The 20,132-nt window shown below is 41.7% G+C and carries 16 protein-coding genes and 1 rRNA gene; 8 read left to right on the forward strand and 9 right to left on the reverse strand.

Annotated elements, in window-relative coordinates:
* Nucleotides 1-35: 35 nt before the first annotated feature.
* The 9 genes from ASG93_RS31295 to dnaA all read right to left on the reverse strand — a co-directional run bounded on the left by ASG93_RS31295 (nt 36) and on the right by dnaA (nt 12,070).
* Nucleotides 36-1,577, reverse strand: a 16S ribosomal RNA gene (locus ASG93_RS31295).
* A gap of 427 nt (nt 1,578-2,004) precedes the next feature.
* The gene (locus tag ASG93_RS31305) at nt 2,005-3,072 is read right to left on the reverse strand and encodes an HD-GYP domain-containing protein (RefSeq protein WP_056839088.1); all 1,068 of its coding nucleotides are present in this window, start codon (nt 3,070-3,072) and stop codon (nt 2,005-2,007) included.
* A gap of 80 nt (nt 3,073-3,152) precedes the next feature.
* Entirely contained in the window at nt 3,153-5,642 is a 2,490-nt protein-coding gene (gene gyrA, locus ASG93_RS31310) for a DNA gyrase subunit A (protein WP_056838696.1), read from the reverse strand.
* 46 nt (nt 5,643-5,688) lie between these two features.
* Nucleotides 5,689-7,605 carry a DNA topoisomerase (ATP-hydrolyzing) subunit B gene (gene gyrB, locus ASG93_RS31315; protein WP_056838698.1) on the reverse strand — a complete coding sequence of 639 codons (1,917 nt, stop codon included), beginning with the start codon at nt 7,603-7,605 and terminating at the stop codon, nt 5,689-5,691.
* Nucleotides 7,606-7,754: 149 nt separating this feature from the next.
* The gene (gene remB, locus ASG93_RS31320) at nt 7,755-8,003 is read right to left on the reverse strand and encodes an extracellular matrix regulator RemB (protein WP_056838700.1); all 249 of its coding nucleotides are present in this window, start codon (nt 8,001-8,003) and stop codon (nt 7,755-7,757) included.
* A gap of 5 nt (nt 8,004-8,008) precedes the next feature.
* A complete protein-coding gene (recF, locus tag ASG93_RS31325; protein WP_056838702.1) occupies nt 8,009-9,127 on the reverse strand; it encodes a DNA replication/repair protein RecF in 1,119 nt (372 codons plus the stop codon).
* Between the two features lie 28 nt (nt 9,128-9,155).
* Nucleotides 9,156-9,371 (reverse strand): S4 domain-containing protein YaaA, encoded by a 216-nt coding sequence (yaaA, locus tag ASG93_RS31330; protein WP_029196165.1) that lies wholly within the window; start codon nt 9,369-9,371, stop codon nt 9,156-9,158.
* A gap of 12 nt (nt 9,372-9,383) precedes the next feature.
* Entirely contained in the window at nt 9,384-10,526 is a 1,143-nt protein-coding gene (dnaN, locus tag ASG93_RS31335; RefSeq protein ID WP_056838704.1) for a DNA polymerase III subunit beta, read from the reverse strand.
* Between the two features lie 179 nt (nt 10,527-10,705).
* The gene (gene dnaA / locus ASG93_RS31340; protein ID WP_056838706.1) at nt 10,706-12,070 is read right to left on the reverse strand and encodes a chromosomal replication initiator protein DnaA; all 1,365 of its coding nucleotides are present in this window, start codon (nt 12,068-12,070) and stop codon (nt 10,706-10,708) included.
* Nucleotides 12,071-12,695: 625 nt separating this feature from the next.
* Between dnaA and rpmH the strand changes: the two genes are divergently transcribed.
* The 8 genes from rpmH to noc all read left to right on the forward strand — a co-directional run bounded on the left by rpmH (nt 12,696) and on the right by noc (nt 20,059).
* The gene (gene rpmH, locus ASG93_RS31345) at nt 12,696-12,830 is read left to right on the forward strand and encodes a 50S ribosomal protein L34 (RefSeq protein ID WP_029196162.1); all 135 of its coding nucleotides are present in this window, start codon (nt 12,696-12,698) and stop codon (nt 12,828-12,830) included.
* Between the two features lie 147 nt (nt 12,831-12,977).
* Entirely contained in the window at nt 12,978-13,337 is a 360-nt protein-coding gene (rnpA, locus tag ASG93_RS31350) for a ribonuclease P protein component (protein WP_056838708.1), read from the forward strand.
* A gap of 71 nt (nt 13,338-13,408) precedes the next feature.
* Nucleotides 13,409-14,176 (forward strand): membrane protein insertase YidC, encoded by a 768-nt coding sequence (gene yidC / locus ASG93_RS31355; protein WP_414858902.1) that lies wholly within the window; start codon nt 13,409-13,411, stop codon nt 14,174-14,176.
* The gene (gene jag, locus ASG93_RS31360) at nt 14,173-14,790 is read left to right on the forward strand and encodes an RNA-binding cell elongation regulator Jag/EloR (RefSeq protein WP_056838710.1); all 618 of its coding nucleotides are present in this window, start codon (nt 14,173-14,175) and stop codon (nt 14,788-14,790) included. The genes yidC and jag overlap by 4 nt, the downstream gene beginning before the upstream one ends.
* A 71-nt stretch (nt 14,791-14,861) precedes the next feature.
* Nucleotides 14,862-16,238, forward strand: coding sequence for a tRNA uridine-5-carboxymethylaminomethyl(34) synthesis GTPase MnmE (mnmE, locus tag ASG93_RS31365; protein ID WP_056838713.1), 1,377 nt, complete (start codon nt 14,862-14,864; stop codon nt 16,236-16,238).
* 46 nt (nt 16,239-16,284) lie between these two features.
* Nucleotides 16,285-18,180 carry a tRNA uridine-5-carboxymethylaminomethyl(34) synthesis enzyme MnmG gene (gene mnmG / locus ASG93_RS31370; RefSeq protein WP_056838715.1) on the forward strand — a complete coding sequence of 632 codons (1,896 nt, stop codon included), beginning with the start codon at nt 16,285-16,287 and terminating at the stop codon, nt 18,178-18,180.
* A 3-nt stretch (nt 18,181-18,183) separates the two neighbouring features.
* Nucleotides 18,184-18,912: a 16S rRNA (guanine(527)-N(7))-methyltransferase RsmG gene (gene rsmG / locus ASG93_RS31375; RefSeq protein ID WP_056838716.1), complete on the forward strand. Its 729-nt coding sequence runs from the start codon at nt 18,184-18,186 to the stop codon at nt 18,910-18,912.
* 331 nt (nt 18,913-19,243) lie between these two features.
* Nucleotides 19,244-20,059: a nucleoid occlusion protein gene (noc, locus tag ASG93_RS31380; protein WP_056838718.1), complete on the forward strand. Its 816-nt coding sequence runs from the start codon at nt 19,244-19,246 to the stop codon at nt 20,057-20,059.
* The last annotated feature ends 73 nt before the right edge of the window (nt 20,060-20,132 follow it).

The raw sequence follows: 20,132 nt of genomic DNA on the forward strand, positions 1-20,132 counted from the left end.
ACTTGACTGGTCTTATCAAGACCGAGTCTCCATAGAAAGGAGGTGATCCAGCCGCACCTTCCGATACGGCTACCTTGTTACGACTTCACCCCAATCATCTACCCCACCTTCGGCGGCTGGCTCCCTTGCGGGTTACCCCACCGACTTCGGGTGTTGTAAACTCTCGTGGTGTGACGGGCGGTGTGTACAAGACCCGGGAACGTATTCACCGCGGCATGCTGATCCGCGATTACTAGCAATTCCGACTTCATGCAGGCGAGTTGCAGCCTGCAATCCGAACTGAGATCGGCTTATAAGGATTGGCTCCGCCTCGCGGCTTCGCTTCCCGTTGTACCGACCATTGTAGTACGTGTGTAGCCCAGGTCATAAGGGGCATGATGATTTGACGTCATCCCCACCTTCCTCCGGTTTGTCACCGGCAGTCATCTTAGAGTGCCCACCCRAAGTGCTGGCAACTAAGATCAAGGGTTGCGCTCGTTGCGGGACTTAACCCAACATCTCACGACACGAGCTGACGACAACCATGCACCACCTGTCTTGGGTGCTCCGAAGAGGGGCACTATCTCTAGTGCTTACACCCAGATGTCAAGACCTGGTAAGGTTCTTCGCGTTGCTTCGAATTAAACCACATACTCCACTGCTTGTGCGGGTCCCCGTCAATTCCTTTGAGTTTCACTCTTGCGAGCGTACTCCCCAGGCGGCATACTTACTGTGTTAACTTCGGCACCGAGGAATCGAATCCCCRACACCTAGTATGCATCGTTTACGGCGTGGACTACCAGGGTATCTAATCCTGTTTGCTCCCCACGCTTTCGCGCCTCAGCGTCAGTTATAGGCCAGAAAGTCGCCTTCGCCACTGGTGTTCCTCCACATCTCTACGCATTTCACCGCTACACGTGGAATTCCACTTTCCTCTCCTACACTCAAGTCAACCAGTTTTGGATGCGAACCGGGGTTGAGCCCCGGGCTTAAACACCCAACTTAATTGACCGCCTGCGCGCGCTTTACGCCCAATAATTCCGGACAACGCTTGCCCCCTACGTATTACCGCGGCTGCTGGCACGTAGTTAGCCGGGGCTTTCTTCTCCTATACCGTCACACAWAGRGCAGTTACTCYYCWTGCTGTTCGTCTAGGGCAACAGAGCTTTACGATCCGAAAACCTTCATCACTCACGCGGCGTTGCTCCGTCAGACTTGCGTCCATTGCGGAAGATTCCCTACTGCTGCCTCCCGTAGGAGTCTGGGCCGTGTCTCAGTCCCAGTGTGGCCGTTCACCCTCTCAGGTCGGCTACGCATCGTCGCCTTGGTGAGCCGTTACCTCACCAACTAGCTAATGCGCCGCAGGCCCATCTATAAGCCACAGATTGCTCCGTGTTTCATGATTCTCTCATGCGAGAAAACCAGTTATCCGGTCTTAGCTATCGTTTCCGATAGTTATCCCRRTCTTATAGGCAGGTTACCTACGTGTTACTCACCCGTCCGCCGCTAACTTATCCCGAAGGATAAATCCGCTCGACTTGCATGTATTAGGCACGCCGCCAGCGTTCGTCCTGAGCCAGGATCAAACTCTCCATAATAGATTATCCCGAAGGATAAATCCGCTCGACTTGCATGTATTAGGCACGCCGCCAGCGTTCGTCCTGAGCCAGGATCAAACTCTCCATAATAGTAAAACTATWTGAAAGCTGAAATGCTCATTGACTTGCTAGCGAGATTTTGCAATCTCTTTTTTGAACGATTTCTCGTTCGTGCTTACTCACTCGTTGTTCAGTTTTCAAAGATCAATTTCTTTCGTTTTAATCCTTCGCCCCTCAAAGGCGACTTGATYAATATACCACATCAGCCTATTCGATTGCAAGAACTTTTTTTTAATTTCTTTCGTTCTTTCGTTCGACCGCCGAAGCGACAAGGAGTAATATAACAAATCTAAAAGTAGAATGCAAGCTTTTATTTTCATTTAATAATAAAAAACCCCCTGGAATAGGGGGTCAACATTTCACTCTTTTAGATATAACCAATAACATCTTGAATGAATAGGCTTCTTTCTAATGTTAAATTAACGATCGTGCCATTAACGTTAATCCAAGGTCTAGTAGGATGAGAGCGATCGGAGAATATAATTTCACCCACACGGTTATCGCTTAGTTTTACAATCGTTCCATTGCTGATTTGTGTGGACTTGTTCATAAATACTTGAACCAGGGTTGGATCTACTTTGCCGAATGACTCAGTGAAGAGCTGCTCAAGTACAACATACGGTGACGACGCCGTTTTATAGGAACGTTCATTGGTCATAGCGTTATAAATGTCAGCAATCGCTACTATTTTGGCATAAATGTGAATCTTATCGCCTTTAACTCCTAAAGGATAACCAGATCCATCCTCACGTTCATGATGCTGAATGGCCGTTAATTTGACACCTTCGTTAATACCGGAAATATTTTTGAGAATCTGATACCCGATTAGCGTGTGCTGTTTAATCTCATCCATTTCGGATGCTGTTAAAGCACTCTTCTTCTCAAGAATAGCAGGATCAACTTTGGCAATACCAATGTCATGTAAAAGACCGGCTAAGGCAATTTGCATCAAATCTTTCTGAGGAAGACCATGCCATCTAGCTAATGAATAAGCAGTTAAGCTGACCTGAATACTTTTGTGATAGATATAATCTTGCAAAGTGCGATTCTTCGGTGTGAAGGTAAGTACTTTATAGGCATCAATATGTTGAATGAGAGCTTCAAGACCGTTTCGAAGATCTAAGATGGGAAGCGGTTGTCCACCATTAGCGAGATAAAAGACGCGTTTAAGCAGTTTCAACATATTCTGATATTCCAAATAAAAGGGATGAACGGTTGCAACTTCATTCTTTTTGGTTTCTTCACTCGTGGCTTCGGGTTCAATACCATTCTTAGATTCAATAAAGACAGATGAAATGAGAAATGCTTTTAAAATCTCAATGTCTCTTTCATTAATGACTTTTCCTTTATTGAAAAGTACATTTCCCAATTTCGTTATTACGTTATCGCCTAATCTTTCACCATATTTTAATTGAGAAACGGCTACTGTCGGCACAATCATTCACTCACCTTAACTTATCGTATACTTCTTATTGTAAAGTAAAAGGGATGGGTTTGTAAGCCCATCCCGACATTTTATTCTTCTGTATCTGTTACTTCGGTTTCTTCCCAATCTCCGTCTTCCTCATTCTCGCTTTGCTCTTCATTTTTCTGCACGCGAGCTAAGGTTCCAACTTCATCGTCTTCACGAATATTGATTAAGCGTACACCCTGCGTGTTACGACCCATCATAGAAATCCCGTCCATACTTGTACGAATAACAGTACCCGATGCTGTAATTATCATAAGATCCTCATCATTTTGCACCACTTTAAGACCGACAATAGGGCCGTTCTTATCTGTGACGTTCAAGGTCTTAATCCCTTTACCGCCGCGTGTCTGGATCCGATATTCAGAAACAGGCGTTCTCTTACCAAAACCTTTGGTCGTTACAATGAGTACACTATTATCTTCATGGACAACGTCCATATCAATAACCGTATCATCTGGATCCAGGTGTATACCTTTAACCCCAGTAGCAGACCTACCCATGGAACGAACATCTTGTTCTGGGAAATGAATGGACATGCCAAGCTTGGTTCCCATAATAATGCCTTGGTTACCGTCAGTCAGCTTAACGCCAATGAGATCATCATCTTCCCGTAAATTAATAGCGATTAAGCCGCCTTTACGAATGTTTGAATAATCGTCGATTGGGGTTTTCTTCACAACACCTTGCTTCGTTGCAAAGAATAAGTACTGCTCTGTTTCAAAGCTTTCTACCGGAATCACCGCATTAATCGTCTCACCTTGCTCGATCTGGATTAAGTTAATGATTGGTGTTCCACGAGCCGTCCGGCTCAAATCCGGAATCTCATAAGCTTTCAGACGGTACACTTTCCCTTTATTCGTAAAGAACATCAAATAATGATGCGTATTCGTTACGAATAAATGTTCGACGAAGTCATTGTCCTTGGTATCCATTCCGACAATGCCACGTCCTCCACGCTTCTGGTTCCGATACGTCGTAACCGGAAGACGCTTAATGTAACCCGTATGCGTAATCGTGATAACGACATCTTCACGCGGGATGAGGTCTTCATCTTCGATGCTTTCCTCACCAACCGTAATTTCGGAACGTCGCTCATCGCCAAATTTCTCTTTAATTTCATTCAATTCTTCGCTAATGATAGCTAGAATCAGCTTCTCATCTGCAAGAATCGCTTTAAGCTCAGCGATTTTCTTCATAAGCTCAGCATACTCAGCTTCGATCTTCTCACGTTCTAAGCCTGTTAAACGCTGTAGACGCATATCGAGAATAGCTTGGGCTTGATCGAGGCTCAAATTAAACGTAGTCATGAGCCCTTCTCTAGCTTCATCCGTTGTACGGGAAGCACGAATCAAGGCAATAACTTGATCCAAGTGATCAAGTGCGATGCGCAAGCCTTCCAAAATGTGAGCGCGCGCTTCGGCTTTGCGCAAATCAAACTCCGTTCTGCGGCGAATGACTTCTTGCTGATGCTTGAGGTAATAATGCAGCATCTCACGAAGATTTAGAACTCTTGGTTCGCCGTTGACGAGTGCAAGCATAATAATACCGAAGTTTGATTGCATTGCCGTGTGTTTAAATAAGTTATTCAGAACGACATGCGGATTAACGTCGCGACGAAGCTCGATGACAACTCGCATACCGTTGCGGTCGGATTCATCTCGAAGATCCGTGATACCATCAATCTTTTTCTCACGAACAAGTTCCGCAATTTTCTCAACTAATCTAGCTTTATTTACTTGATAAGGCAGCTCATTAACAATGATTCTAGCTTTATTATTGTTTTCTTCAATAACTGTTCTAGCACGCATCGTAACAGAGCCTCTGCCTGTTTGATAGGCTTGTTTAATCCCCTCACGGCCTAAAATAAAGCCAGCCGTTGGGAAATCCGGTCCTTTGATAGCTGCCATCAATTCAAGAGGTGTAATATCCGGATTTTCAATCAACATTTGGATACCTTCGATAACCTCACGAAGGTTATGAGGAGGAATGTTCGTAGCCATCCCTACCGCAATCCCGGAGCTTCCGTTCACAAGCAAGTTCGGAAAACGAGAAGGGAGAACAACCGGTTCATTTTCTTCGCCATCATAGTTTGGCTTATAGTCAATTGTCTCTCTGTTAATATCACGAAGAAGCTCCATCGCGATCTTCGACAAGCGAGCTTCGGTATAACGCATGGCCGCTGCCATGTCACCGTCGATCGATCCAAAGTTACCATGACCATCGACCAGCATATAACGAAGTGAGAAATCTTGCGCCATACGAACCATCGTCTCATATACCGCAGTGTCTCCATGCGGATGATACTTACCGATGACTTCACCAACGATTCTCGCCGATTTCTTATGTGGTTTATCTGGAGACATGCCTAGCTCAGACATCGCAAACAAGATACGACGATGAACAGGCTTCAGACCGTCTCTTACATCTGGCAGTGCACGACTCACAATGATACTCATCGCATAGTCTAAGAAGGATGTACGCATTTCGGTAGAAATGTCAATTTCTTTGACTTGCGAATGTAATTCTTCGCTCATGAATGTTCCTCCTGAAAGCTTACATCGTTAGCAACGTCTAGGACGTTTAGATATCTAGATTTTTCACGTACTTCGCATGTTCCTCGATGAAATCTCTTCTAGGTTCTACGTTATCTCCCATCAATGAATCAAAGAGCGTATCTGCTTCAATCGCATCTTCGATCGTCACTTGCAGGAATGTACGGCTTTCCGGATCCATCGTCGTTTCCCACAATTGTTCTGGATTCATCTCACCAAGTCCTTTGTAACGCTGCACATTGACTTTGGCGCCTTCACCGAACTCCTGCATGATGGCTTCTCTTTGCTTTTCGTTATACGCATAGCGAACCGTTTTATTTCTTTCGAGCTTGAAAAGTGGAGGTTGTGCAATATACACATAACCGGACTCGATTAATTTTTTCATGTACCTGTAGAAGAAAGTAAGTAGAAGCGTACGAATGTGTGCTCCGTCAACGTCAGCATCGGTCATGATAATAATTTTGTGATAACGTGCTTTAGCGATATCGAAATCGTCACTGATCCCTGTGCCAAAGGCTGTAATCATTGCACGAATTTCCGTATTGGATAGAATACGATCCAATCTAGCTTTCTCTACATTCAGAATTTTTCCGCGAAGCGGAAGAATCGCTTGGAAGTGACGATCACGTCCTTGCTTAGCTGATCCGCCTGCAGAGTCACCTTCTACGATGTAAATCTCACTGATAGAAGCATCCTTGGATGAGCAATCTGCTAGTTTACCTGGCAGCGCGCTTACTTCCAATGCACTTTTACGACGAGTTAATTCTCTCGCTTTACGCGCAGCTTCTCTTGCTCTTGCCGCTTGAATCCCTTTTTCGAGAATCTTCTTCGCAACAGAGGGGTTCTCTTCCATAAATGTTTGCAGCTTCTCAGCAAATAGAGATTCTACAATACCACGGACTTCACTATTCCCTAGTTTAGTCTTCGTTTGACCCTCAAATTGAGGCTCTGGAATTTTCACCGAAATAATGGCAGCAAGACCTTCGCGTACATCATCCCCTGATAGGTTGGAATCACTTTCTTTCAACGAATTACTTTTGCGGGCATAGTCATTCAAGATCCGCGTTAGCGCGCTTTTAAAACCGGACTCGTGAGTACCACCCTCATGGGTATTAATGTTATTCGCGAAGGAGTAAATATTTTCCGTATAGCTGTCGTTGTACTGAAGGGCAATCTCAATGGAGATATTATCTTTGGAACCTTCCACATAGATTGGCATCTCATTGACGACTTCACGGTTACGGTTCAAATGCTGAACGAAGGAAACAATCCCCCCTTCGTACCTGTGTGTATTGATCGTATCTGTACGTTCATCAATTAAATTGATCTCGATTCCTTTATTCAAAAAAGCGAGCTCGCGAATTCTAGATTGGAGAATATCATAGTCATACTCCGTCGTTTCCTTGAAAATCTCCGGATCCGGCTGGAACGTGACTTGTGTCCCTGTTTCTTCTGTTTCGCCAATGACCTTCACGTCATACTGAGGCGCACCGCGGCGATACTCTTGTTGATGAATTTTGCCCTCACGCTTAACTTGAACGGTTAGCAGCTCAGATAGCGCATTAACAACAGAGATACCTACACCATGCAGACCACCCGATACTTTATAGCCGGAATCATCTCCACCGAACTTACCACCGGCATGAAGAACCGTTAGAACAACCTCGAGCGTCGGTCTTTTTAACTTGGCGTTTTCACCGACTGGGATTCCACGGCCATTATCGATAACGGTAACACTATTATTCTTATGAACAATGACATCAATCTTGGTGCAAAAGCCGGCCAAAGCTTCATCGATACTGTTATCGACAACTTCCCATACGAGATGATGAAGTCCACGGGCACTGGTTGAACCAATGTACATACCCGGTCTTTTGCGAACGGCCTCTAAACCTTCCAGAACCTGAATCTGACTGTCATCGTACGCATTTTGATTCACAGACATGTTAATCTTCACCTGCTTTTCTATAGTGAGAGAAACCTCTATCGAAGTCATTCCAAATGAGCGACACGCCTAGAGGACGTATATTCGCCATTAAGAAAGCTGCTTTCGGAATGCCGAAATCTTATACTTTCTTAAGTGGGGAGAAAAGGTTAATTCGTTAACAATTGATGCGCTCTTTTCTTGAGCGTGGTAGAGGAAATTGGAGAATAATACACTTTACTCTTCGTAACAACGAGTGATTTGCAATCTTCTTCACCGATTTGCTCTGTTTTTTTATCGTTTAAAGCTTGCTGTATGAATTGTTTCGATATTTTGGAAGATTTCTCGATCGAGATATCGAAAATAGCAATCAGTTCGGATGCTCTAATAATTTTCTCTCCACCCAAATGAATAAACATGCTCCTCAGCTCCTGCCGCTTACATTTCCTTTCAAAACATGAAACACGGAAGCATGATCCAGTTGATCCAAATGGACACTCTCTAGACCTGTTGTTGTAATAAAGGTTTGGACTTTCTGCTGAAACGTGCGGATCAGTTGTGTCTGTCTATACTCATCAAGCTCGGATAACACATCATCCAGCAATAATAGGGGATACTCGCCAACTTCCTCATGAATGAGCTCTATTTCCGCAAGCTTAAGTGATAACGCTGTTGTTCGCTGCTGACCCTGTGATCCATACGTTTGGACTTCCTTGTCGTTGATGAAAAAAAGAAGATCGTCACGATGAGGGCCCACTAGCGTAACACCTCTTCGGAATTCCTGATCTCTAACCAATGATAACTTTATCATAAATTGGTCTAATAAAACAGATTCATCTTCAAACGGTGTCATGTCAAAGGAGGGGGAATAGCGAATAAGAAGCTCCTCACTATCGTTCGTAATCCCTCTATGGATCGTTTCCGCCCATTGTTGCAGCTTCTTAATAAAGCTTTGACGTTTTTTCATAATTTTAACACCATACTGTGCTAATTGTTCATTCCAAATGTCTAGCATCGCGTCTGGCGTGGTTTTCCCTGGGAAAGATTGCTTTAAATAATTGTTCCGCTGCACCAATATTTTCTGATATTGCGATAAATCATGCAGATAGGAGGGCTGTACTTGGCCAATCTCCATATCGAGGAAACGCCTTCTAATACCAGGAGTTCCTTTGACGATCTCTAAGTCTTCCGGAGCAAACATGACCACGTTCAAAGCACCGATAAAGTTACTAAGCTTCTTTTGTTCGAGGCCGTTGATTTTCGCTTTTTTACCTTTGGTCGAAATGGAGAGATCCAGCTTACAGCTGCCATAGCGCTTCTGAATATCCGCATGCAGCTGTGTCTGCTCACCGTTCCAGCCAATTAATTCTTTATCCTGATGGGTGCGGTGTGATTTCGTCATGGCCATTACATAGATTGATTCCAACAAATTAGTTTTGCCTTGGGCGTTAGGTCCAACGAATATGTTCACATTGCTATCCGTTGTTAGCTCAATCTGGTCGTAATTTCTGTAATGACTGAGTACAAGTCTGTTCAAAAACATGGGTGGCCATCCTCCTGGGTTAATCCGATCAGGAGCTAACGACTTCGAATTGTCCGAAACCCTCCACGGTTACCACATCTTGCGGCACGAGTTTCCGGCCTCTACGATTTTCAGCTTGTCCGTTCACTTCAATTTTTGTATCCACAACAAAAAATTTGGCTTGTCCACCTGTGGATATACAGTCCGATAATTTCAGAAACTGTCCAAGTGTAATATAGGCCGTATTTATGGGGATCTGTTTCATATCACGCACTCCTTAATTCGTTGTTCGATACGGCAAAATAAGCTGCAGAATGTTGGTGGAATCTTGTGGCTTCATGATGATTGGCTGCATAGCTCCTGTAAATCCGATGTGAATGAACTCGGAATCAAGAACTTTAAGCGCATCGAGCATATATTTGGAGTTAAATGAGATTTTGAGTAACTCACCGGCAATATGCTGTAGGTTAATTTGCTCTGTTACTTTCCCAAGTTCGGAAGAACTTGAAGAAATCTCAATCGTCTGGTCTTCAAGCATCATCATTTTAACAATGTTCGTCTTATCTTCTCTAGAAAGCAAGTAAGCACGGTCAATGGCTTCTGCCAATTCTTTGGTTGGAACGACCATTTCGGTTTGAAAAGATTGCGGAATCAGCTTGGAAGTATCCGGGTAAGTTCCGTCTAGAATACGAGAATAGAACAAAATTGAATGAATCTTGAATAAAACTTGATTGTCGGAAATAACTATATCAATAAGGGAATTTTGATCAGGCAGAATTTTGCTTAATTCGTTTAGAGTTCGGCCTGAAATAACAATATTAGGAAGTTGATGGGCATTATCATTATCAACCGTTACTTCTCGGCTAGCAAGTCGATGCCGATCACAAGCAATAAATTTAAGTTTATCACCTGCAATGTTCCATAGAACACCCGTAAGAATAGGCGTTGACTCATTTGTTGATACGGCATAAGAAGTTTGTTTAATCATCGTTTTCAGTAAATCGCTCGGCAAACGAAGCATTTTACTTTCTTCGATTTCGGGCAGCAGCGGATATTCATCGGGATCGAGCCCCATGATTTGAATCTCTGAAGAACCAGAACGAATAATCGTTTGAAAATTATTTCTAACTTCGATTTCGATTAATTGCGCAGGTAGTTTACGAATAATTTCGATGAAGAATTTCGCTGGAAGAACGACACTCCCGGCTTGAAATAGTTCAATAATTTTAATCGTGCCATTTTCACTAGGGGTAAAGCTTTGAATGGAAATATCCGTATCGCTTGCTGTAAGGGTTACACCGCTTAAGGTTGCATCTATTTTGATCCCTGTGAGGATAGGTATTGTTGTTCGTGAGGATATGGCTTTGGAAACGTGACCAATGGATTCTATTAAATGGTCTTTTAGGATCGTTAATTTCATGATTTCACTCCTGTGGTTCTTTTTTTCGTTGCGTTAGCATAATCATTATATAATAACATTTTTTATTAGTAATAGCAGTAGGGGCTCTGGATATGTGGATATGTGGATGATTCTTATATAAATCAAGCCTATCCACATGTGAATAGATTGTGCATAGGCTTAGCCAAAATTAAATGTTATCAAGAGGGGTTCTTAATGCGCTCTGTCAGATTATGAACGATCTTGTAAAGATCCTGATCTACTTTTAATTGTTCTGATATTTTATCATGGGCATGGATAACCGTTGTATGGTCACGGCCACCAAAATTATCTCCGATTTTCGGCAAAGAGAAGTCCGTCAGCTCACGTGCCAGGTACATCGCGACCTGTCTAGGGAATGCGACGGCTTTTGTTCGTTTACGGGCCTTGAAATCCTCCAGCTTTAAACCATAGAATTCTCCAACCCGCTGCTGAATATCCTGTATCGTGATGACCCGTGGTCGATTCGATGGGATTATATCTTTCAAGGCTTCGGCTGTTAGATGCACGCTAATATCCTGATTAATAAGGGATGAATAGGCAACAACTCGAATCAAAGCACCTTCAAGCTCACGAATATTCGTATCGATTTGGTTCGCGATATAGATCATCGCTTCATTTGGAATCTCCAGATTCTCTGCTTTCGCTTTCTTGCGGAGAATGGCTATACGTGTTTCTAAGTCAGGGGGTTGAATGTCTGTAATTAATCCCCACTCAAATCTAGAACGTAACCGATCTTCCAGGGTTGGAATTTCTTTGGGCGGCCGGTCACTAGAGATAATAATTTGTTTGCCTTCTTCATGAAGTGCATTAAATGTATGGAAAAACTCCTCTTGCGTACCTTCTTTACCAGCGAGGAATTGAATATCATCAATCAATAACACATCGATCGTTCTATATTTATTACGAAATCCTTCACCGCGGTTATCACGGACCGCATTAATAAATTCATTCGTGAATTTTTCTGATGAAATATATAAAACACGTGCCCCTGGGTTATGTTCTAACACATAGTGACCGATAGCATGCATCAAATGGGTCTTACCTAAACCAACTCCTCCATAAAGAAACAGAGGATTATAAGCCTTAGCTGGTGCCTCGGCAACAGCTAAGGATGCAGCATGAGCGAATCGATTGCCGGATCCGATAACGAATGTATCAAAGGTATACCTAGCATTCATCATATTGGTGAAATTTTCTTCGCCTGTAACGATCGCAGGACCTTTAGGTGGAAAAACAGCTGGTTGAATCGCTGTAGCTTGAGATTTCTGCTCTTCCGTTTCAATGATGAATTTCACAGAAACTTGTTTACCCGTAAAGTCATAAATGGTTGTTTCAATTAGCTTGGTATAACGGCTTTCCAGCCATTCCTGAGCAAAATTGTTGGGCGCACAAATAACGACAGTTGAATCATTGAATACTGTCGCTTTGGTTGATTTAAGCCAAGTGTCGAAGCTTGGTTTACTGAGCTTAGTTTGAATAATCGTTAAAATTTGCTGCCATAAGTCCGTAGAATGGCCTTCCACAGTAATTCACTCCTTTGAAATCAAACATGTGGCATAAGGCCAGTAAAGATATGTTCGGTTTATAAAGCTATATTGTTAAATCTCGATAATAAGCAATTCACATTAAACGTTCAGCTTAATCGAAATCTGTCTTTTACGCGGTTAAGAACGAAAAGAACCTTTTGTCTGATGCGGTCAAGAAAGGACGATTTTTGTCGATTTTATCCACATTATTAAGGATCGGCTGAAATGACTTATTCTTGTAGAGGGTAAATTGTGCACATTGTTATCCACAGGTTGTTGATAAGTCGGAGAGTTGGTGGTGTCTATCCACAACAGAAACATTATCATCTTATCAAAAGATTACTTGTTAATCAACGGATTGTTTGATATTATCCACATTTACAACAAGTTGTGCATAGATTTTGTTCACAACACAAGATATTGTTGATATTATGTTAATTTTCGACAAGCTTCTCTGTGGAGAGGTGAAATTTTATACACAGGTTATTCTTTTTTTATATTTTTGGAGAAAATGTCTTCTTCACCTGTACGCTCGGGTAGGTTGACTTTCTGCTGTAGAAATGATTTAATGAGTAGTAGAAATTTTGTAGGATGGATATCCTCAGGTAGGGAGGTGCTATAGATGGGTCCGACGTTTAACCCGAATACGAGAAAGCGTAAGAAGAATCATGGTTTCCGTAAAAGAATGAGCACGAAGAACGGTCGTAAAGTTCTGCAAGCTCGTCGTCTTAAAGGAAGAAAAATTCTTAGCGCGTAAAAATGAGGCTCCGGAAGGGGCTTTTTTTTTTGCATTTTGATGGATTGGTTTATATGGAGATAATTCTGTTAAAACTATATAGGCTAACTAAATATGGTATAGAACTTAAATTAATCTTGGAGTCATCTGTCTGGAGCGAACATAATCGTGGAAAAAATATATAGATTAGCTAAAAGAGAAGACTTCAATAAGGTATATCGGTATGGGAAGTCGATGGCGAATCATCAATTCGTTCTATATTATTTGCCCCAACCTAAATTGGAACAGTTTCGTCTTGGTGTGTCTGTGAGTAAAAAGGTAGGCAATGCTGTCGTTCGAAATCGGCTCAGACGAATGATGAAGGAAATTATTCGTTTGAAAAAAGAGAATATGACACCACACTATGACTACATCTTATTGGCTAGAAAACCAGTAGTTGAAATGGAATATGCTGAGATGGAGAAAAGTATCTGGCATGTGATTCGCAAAGCTTCTTTATTAAAAAGAAATGATGCAATTAAAAAGTAACGTAATATTTCCTTGCGAGCTGAAGATGTGTTATAGTTTATGATGGAAAAGATATTTAGGAGGATCTCATTTTGACTCGTCGAATTTATATGCTAGCTTCACTCTCAGCGTTGATCTTATTACTGTCCGGATGTAGTCCGTCAAGTTCAACTATGGCACCTATTGATCCGAATACCGCAAGCTTTTTCGTTAAATATTTTGTGTACCCGCTTTCTAGGACACTGGACTGGTTCGCTGATCATTTATGGGGTCAATACGGATTATCCATCTTGGTCGTTACCGTGATCATTCGTTTAATTATTTTGCCGCTTACGCTTAAGCAGTACAAAAGTTCCAAACGGATGCAGGATCTACAGCCAGAGATGAAGAAGCTCAAAGAAAAGTATAAAGATGATGCGAAGAAACAGCAGGAAGAAACAATGAAGCTGTTTCAGCAAAATGGTGTGAATCCATTAGCAGGGTGTTTCCCAATCATTGTTCAGATGCCAATTCTTATTGCTCTTTATCAAGCGATTATGCGTAATGACCACATCCGTGAACATACTTTCTTATGGATGAACCTTGGTAAACCGGATCACTTGTATATTCTTCCGTTGATTGCTGCGGCAACGACATTCGTTCAACAAATGTTTATGTCTTCCCAAATGAATCAACAAATGAAAAGCTTATTATATATTTTCCCAGTAATGATTTTCGTAATGTCTATGAATTTTGCCGCGGCACTTCCACTTTACTGGATCTTCGGTAATATCTTTACGATCGTTCAGTCTTACTTTATTTATGGTTCTCCTGCATCGCAAAAGTCGGGGCAAAAAAATAAGGGTGGCCTGTCTAAATGAAAAAAATCGTGGTGACTGGAAAGACTATTGAGCTAGCGGTTAAATCCGGTTTATCTCAATGGCAAGTTTCCGAGGATCGTGTAAACATTCATATTTTGGAGAAACCCTCTCGAGGGTTTCTCGGATTTATTGGTTCCAAAGAAGCTAAAGTAGAGCTTGAATTGATTCCAGATCCACTTGAGGAAGCCATTGCTTTCTTACAAGATATGTTCGCAGCGATGCAGATTTCCATCACCATAGATACTCGCAAAGATCGTGAAGGCTTCATCTTGAATATGAGTGGCTCTGAATTAGGTATTCTGATCGGTAAAAGAGGACAAACACTGGATGCTTTGCAGTATTTAGTGAATATCGTAGCAAACCGGTACGCGAATTCTCATTTTCGTATTATCTTAGATGCGGAAAATTTCAGGGATAGACGTAAGAAGACATTGGAGGAGCTCGCACTTAGACTCGCCAATCGTGTGATTAAGTCCAAAAAAGAAGTGATTCTTGAACCCATGAATTCTCAGGAACGAAAGATTATTCATGCTGAATTACAGGGACATCCCGTTGTAAAAACATACAGTAAAGGCGAAGAACCGAACCGTCGGGTGGTTATCGCAGTCAAATAACGTTGCCGCAATGACTTTGATCATGTCATTGCTTTTTCTTTAAGATGAGGTAAATTCGAGGTGCAAATACTATGTTAAATGATACGATTGCTGCTATTTCTACACCGCTTGGAGAAGGTGGGATAGCGGTTATTCGTGTGAGCGGAGACGAAGCTGTTCCACTCGTGGAACGGGTTTTTCGCTCAAAAACGAAATTATCTGTTGCTGAGACGCATACGGTACATTATGGATTCATAATAGAACCTGCTTCTGCCCAAAAGGTAGAGGAGGTTCTAGTTACGTTAATGAAAGCTCCACGTTCATTTACGATGGAAGATGTTGTGGAAGTCAGCTGTCACGGGGGCATAGTTTCCGTTAAGAAAGTGCTCGATTTGCTGCTGCAGCAAGGAGTTCGGTTAGCTGAACCCGGCGAGTTCACGAAGCGAGCTTTCTTGAATGGTCGGATTGATCTGACCCAGGCAGAAGCGGTGATTGATTTAATCCGGGCCAAATCGGATAGAGCTTTCAAGGTAGCTTTGAAGCAAGTTGAAGGAAATTTGTCGAAACAAATTAAATCTCTACGTTATACATTAGTGGAATTGATGGCTCACGTGGAAGTGAATATTGATTATCCTGAGCATGATGTGGAAGAAATGACGAACAGTTTCATAAAGAGCAAGTGTGATACGGTTATGTTTGAAATTGACCGTCTTTTGGTAACCGCGGAGCAGGGGAAGATATTGCGAGAAGGTATTGAAACAGCCATTGTTGGTAAGCCGAATGTCGGCAAATCCTCTCTTCTCAATGAATTAGCGCAGGAGAATCGTGCTATTGTTACGGATATTCCAGGTACAACAAGGGATGTCATTGAGGAATTCGTGAATATTGGTGGTATCCCTTTGAAGCTGCTGGATACTGCGGGCATTAGGGAAACATCAGATCTTGTTGAACAAATCGGAGTTGAGCGTTCAAAGACTGCGTTAGCTGAAGCAGATCTTATTTTACTAGTCCTGAATAGTAATGAAGAGCTTGAGTTGAATGAAATTGTGCTGATGAAGCAATTGGCGGATAAACAAACGATTGTCATTTTGAATAAAACGGATTTAACAAGGAAGCTGAATGTCGAGCAAGTTCTGAGTTATTTTCCACAAGAACGTATTGTTGAGCTATCTCTGATTGAGAATAAAGGTATTGAAGATTTGGAAAAAGCGATTGCGGCAATTTTCTTTGAGGGTAAACTAGAATCAAGTGATTTGACGTATGTTAGTAATGTTCGTCATATTTCGCTATTGAAGCAAGCTAAACGTTCGTTACAAGATGCACTTGATGCTAATGAACAATATGTACCTATTGATATGATACAAATTGATATTCGAGCAGCTTGGGAACAGCTTGGAGAGATTATCGGCGACTCAGTAGGAGAATCATTGATTGATCAGATATTTACACAATTTTGCTTAGGAAAATGAAAACGACAGCATTTGCGTTTTCATAAAAGAGGGAGGGACGTTTATTATGGGATATCATGCAGGTGATTATGATGTAATTGTCATCGGTGCTGGACACGCAGGTTGTGAATCGGCATTAGCCTCTGCGCGCATGGGTTGTAATACACTATTATTAACGATTAATTTAGACATGGTCGCATTCATGCCTTGTAATCCGTCTATTGGTGGTCCTGCGAAGGGCCACGTTGTTCGTGAGATTGACGCGCTTGGTGGCGAAATGGGTCGTAACATCGATAAAACGTATATTCAGATGCGAATGTTGAATACAGGGAAGGGTCCCGCGGTACATGCACTGCGCGCACAAGCGGACAAATTTGCGTATCAACATAAAATGAAAGAAACAATTGAAGCGACTCCAAACTTGACGTTACGTCAAGGTATGGCCGAAGAGCTCATTGTTGAAGGCGGCGTGTGTAAGGGCGTTATCACGAAAACAGGCGCTGAATATTACTCTAAAGCAATCGTTTTAACGACGGGGACTTATTTAAGAGGGAAAGTTATTATGGGCGAGCTGATGTATGAGAGTGGACCCAATAATCAACAACCTTCTGTTAAATTATCAGAATCCTTGCGTAAACTCGGCTTTGAACTTGTTCGGTTCAAAACAGGGACACCGCCGCGTGTTCACAAGGATACAATTGATTTTAGTAAAACGGAAATTCAACCAGGTGATGATGAGCCTAAATTTTTCTCTTTTGAGACTAAAGAAGAAATAAGTGGCAATGAACAGCTTCCATGTTGGTTAACATACACATCTGAGGAGACACACAACATTATTAATTCTAATTTACACCGTGCTCCGATGTTCTCGGGAGCTATTGAAGGTACAGGTCCAAGATATTGTCCATCCATTGAGGATAAAATTGTCCGATTTGCTGATAAACCTAAGCATCAAATTTTTCTAGAGCCAGAGGGACGTAATACTTCGGAATATTATGTTCAAGGATTATCAACGAGCATGCCGGAAGATGTTCAATTGGGAATCCTGCGTTCTATCCCTGGACTTGAGAAAGTGGAAATGATGCGTACCGGTTATGCCATTGAATATGATGCGGTAGTTCCTACTCAGCTAAAGCCTTCTTTGGAAACGAAAATGGTAAGTGGTTTATTCACTGCCGGGCAAATAAATGGAACATCTGGATATGAGGAAGCTGCTGGGCAAGGGGTTATGGCTGGGATTAATGCGGCTCGTAAAGTGCAAGAGAAAGAAGCTATCGTTCTGGATAGATCGGAAGGCTATATCGGCGTTTTAATTGATGATCTTGTTACGAAGGGTACGAATGAACCCTATCGTCTGCTAACATCACGCGCTGAATATCGGTTGCTTCTTCGCCATGATAATGCTGATTTAAGACTTACGCCAATTGGTCATGAAATCGGGCTTATTTCAGACGAACGATATGCTGCATTTTTAAATAAGAAGGCTTTGATTGATCAAGAAGTTGAACGTCTATCTAACGTTAAGGTTAAGCCAGAACCTCTTGTACAGGAGTTACTAGAAAGCTTGGATAGTGTACAGCTGAACAATTCTGTACCAGCCATCTCGTTGCTTCGTCGTCCTGAGATTGAATATAAGCATATTGAGCAAATGACTCCTTCTCCACTTGAACTTGACGATGAAATGAAAGAGCAAGTAGGAATTCAAGTGAAATATGCTGGATACATCGAAAAACAAAGCAATCAAGTTGAACGTTTGCGTAAGATGGAGAAGAAGAAAATTCCGGATGACATCGAGTATAGCGAAATACACGGGATTGCGACGGAAGCTAAGCAGAAGTTAGCTAAAATTCGCCCAATATCTATTGGTCAGGCATCTCGTATCGGTGGAGTTACACCTTCGGATATTTCTATTCTTCTTGTTTATTTGGAACATTACAACAGAGTCATTGCGGCTAGAGGTTAATTCATGGATGTTATTCAACAACAATTTGTTCAATTATTAGAAAAACAACAAATTTCTCTTTCTACGCGACAACTTGATCAATTTGAGTTGTATTACAAGACTCTTGTAGAGTGGAATGAGAAAATGAATCTAACGGGTATTACAGAGAGAGATCAAGTTTATTTAAAACATTTCTATGACTCTCTCTCTGTTTCTTTTAATTATAATATGCGAGAAGTATCAACTATTGCTGATATCGGCTCTGGAGCGGGGTTTCCGAGTATCCCTTTGAAAATCGCTTTTCCACATCTTAAAATTACGATCGTGGATTCTTTGAATAAACGCATCTTGTTTCTAAGAGAGTTAGTTTTGCAACTCGGGCTTACAGATACCGAATGTGTTCATGGTAGAGCAGAGGATATTGCTAGATTGCCTAAATATCGGGATCAATTTGATTTGGTCACCGCTAGAGCTGTTGCACGAATGCAAGTTTTAAATGAGTTTTGTCTTCCTTTTGTTAAGAAGGATGGAACGTTTATTGCGATGAAAGGTTCAGACATTGATGAGGAACTTAGCGAGGCTTCCTTCAGTTTAGCAGAGTTGAGAGGGAAGGTAGTCAAGGTGAATCGTATGCAGCTACCAATCGAAGAATCGATCCGACATTTTGTAGAGATTCATAAACTTTCATCGACTCCTGCTAAGTATCCTAGAAAAGCAGGCATCCCACTTAAAGAGCCTTTAAACAAAATGTGAATTTGTTCCACGTGAAACATTTACATGGTTTTGAGGTTCAAATAGAAGGATTTATCGACTCTATGTTGAATTTATAATAGAGTGAATTTATTCTATTAAGTGATTATTTTTTACAGATTACTTGTCATATATCTACGTAATATTGGCAAGATGTTTTCGTTCGTTGAATAGAAAGTATAGATTAATACTTTTGCTTCGCATCAACCTTGACAAACGCACTCGTTCCTAACGGACGAAGGAACCGTTTATCCTTGTGTAGGACGAAGAGGTCGTCTATTTTGGATCATTTTGGTCGCTTAAACTACGGGAAGAGTTGGTGGTAAGTGTTCCTATGAAAGAACAAATTTCAAAGCTATTTGGCCTAACAGATCGAGCAACAACTGACGAGGTCAAGAACATATCGGTCAATAGTATTATTCCAAGTCCGTATCAGCCAAGATTGTTATTTGATGATGATCGAATTGATGAACTCATGCAAACAATTCGAACTCATGGCATCATTCAGCCCATTGTTGTAAGAGTTAAAAACAACACATTCGAGCTGATTGCCGGTGAGCGACGTCTAAGAGCTGTTAAAAAGCTCGGTCTCGATACAATCCCTGCGATTGTACGTGATTTCAACGATTCTCAAGCAGCATCAATCGCACTTATAGAAAATTTACAGCGTGAAGGACTTACAGCAATAGAAGAGGCAGCTGCTTACCAACAGTTAATAGAGATGCATGATTTAACGCAAGAAAGCTTAGCGCAGCGTCTTGGTAAAAGTCAATCGACGATTGCAAATAAAATCCGATTATTACATCTAAGCGAACCCGTTAAAATGGCATTAATGGAACGTAAAATTACTGAACGTCATGCCAGAGCATTATTGGCGCTTGATCAAGAGGATCTGCAAGTTAAAGTACTAGAAGAGATTATCGCCAAAGAGTTAAATGTAAAGCAAACAGAAATTAAAATTAATTTCTTAAAGGAAGCTACTAAGCTTAAGAAATCTCGTCGCGTCTCTTTTACGAAAGATGTTCGGTTAGCTTTAAATACAATTCGACAATCCGTTGAAATGGTTTCGAGTTCTGGTTTAAATATTAATACGTCTGAGCAGGATCATGATGATCATTATGAAATTATAATTAAGATTCCTAAACGATAATAAAGCATTTATTGCTACCTTAAACGGCGCAAGCCGTTTTTTTGCATCTTATGGACATAATCTATTAAATATT

The sequence above is a fragment of the Paenibacillus sp. Soil787 genome (genome assembly GCF_001429545.1).
Lineage (GTDB): Bacteria > Bacillota > Bacilli > Paenibacillales > NBRC-103111 > Paenibacillus_E.

What these genes read in the sequence shown, in the direction of transcription:
- recF (WP_056838702.1), bottom strand. Translation starts at nt 9,127, where the DNA reads ATGTTTTTGAACAGACTTGTACTCAGTCATTACAGAAATTACGACCAG.
- yaaA (WP_029196165.1), bottom strand. Translation starts at nt 9,371, where the DNA reads ATGAAACAGATCCCCATAAATACGGCCTATATTACACTTGGACAGTTT.
- remB (WP_056838700.1), bottom strand. Translation starts at nt 8,003, where the DNA reads ATGTTTATTCATTTGGGTGGAGAGAAAATTATTAGAGCATCCGAACTG.
- gyrB (WP_056838698.1), bottom strand. Translation starts at nt 7,605, where the DNA reads ATGTCTGTGAATCAAAATGCGTACGATGACAGTCAGATTCAGGTTCTG.
- dnaN (WP_056838704.1), bottom strand. Translation starts at nt 10,526, where the DNA reads ATGAAATTAACGATCCTAAAAGACCATTTAATAGAATCCATTGGTCAC.
- rpmH (WP_029196162.1), top strand. Translation starts at nt 12,696, where the DNA reads ATGGGTCCGACGTTTAACCCGAATACGAGAAAGCGTAAGAAGAATCAT.
- gyrA (WP_056838696.1), bottom strand. Translation starts at nt 5,642, where the DNA reads ATGAGCGAAGAATTACATTCGCAAGTCAAAGAAATTGACATTTCTACC.
- rsmG (WP_056838716.1), top strand. Translation starts at nt 18,184, where the DNA reads ATGGATGTTATTCAACAACAATTTGTTCAATTATTAGAAAAACAACAA.
- noc (WP_056838718.1), top strand. Translation starts at nt 19,244, where the DNA reads ATGAAAGAACAAATTTCAAAGCTATTTGGCCTAACAGATCGAGCAACA.
- mnmG (WP_056838715.1), top strand. Translation starts at nt 16,285, where the DNA reads ATGGGATATCATGCAGGTGATTATGATGTAATTGTCATCGGTGCTGGA.
- mnmE (WP_056838713.1), top strand. Translation starts at nt 14,862, where the DNA reads ATGTTAAATGATACGATTGCTGCTATTTCTACACCGCTTGGAGAAGGT.
- jag (WP_056838710.1), top strand. Translation starts at nt 14,173, where the DNA reads ATGAAAAAAATCGTGGTGACTGGAAAGACTATTGAGCTAGCGGTTAAA.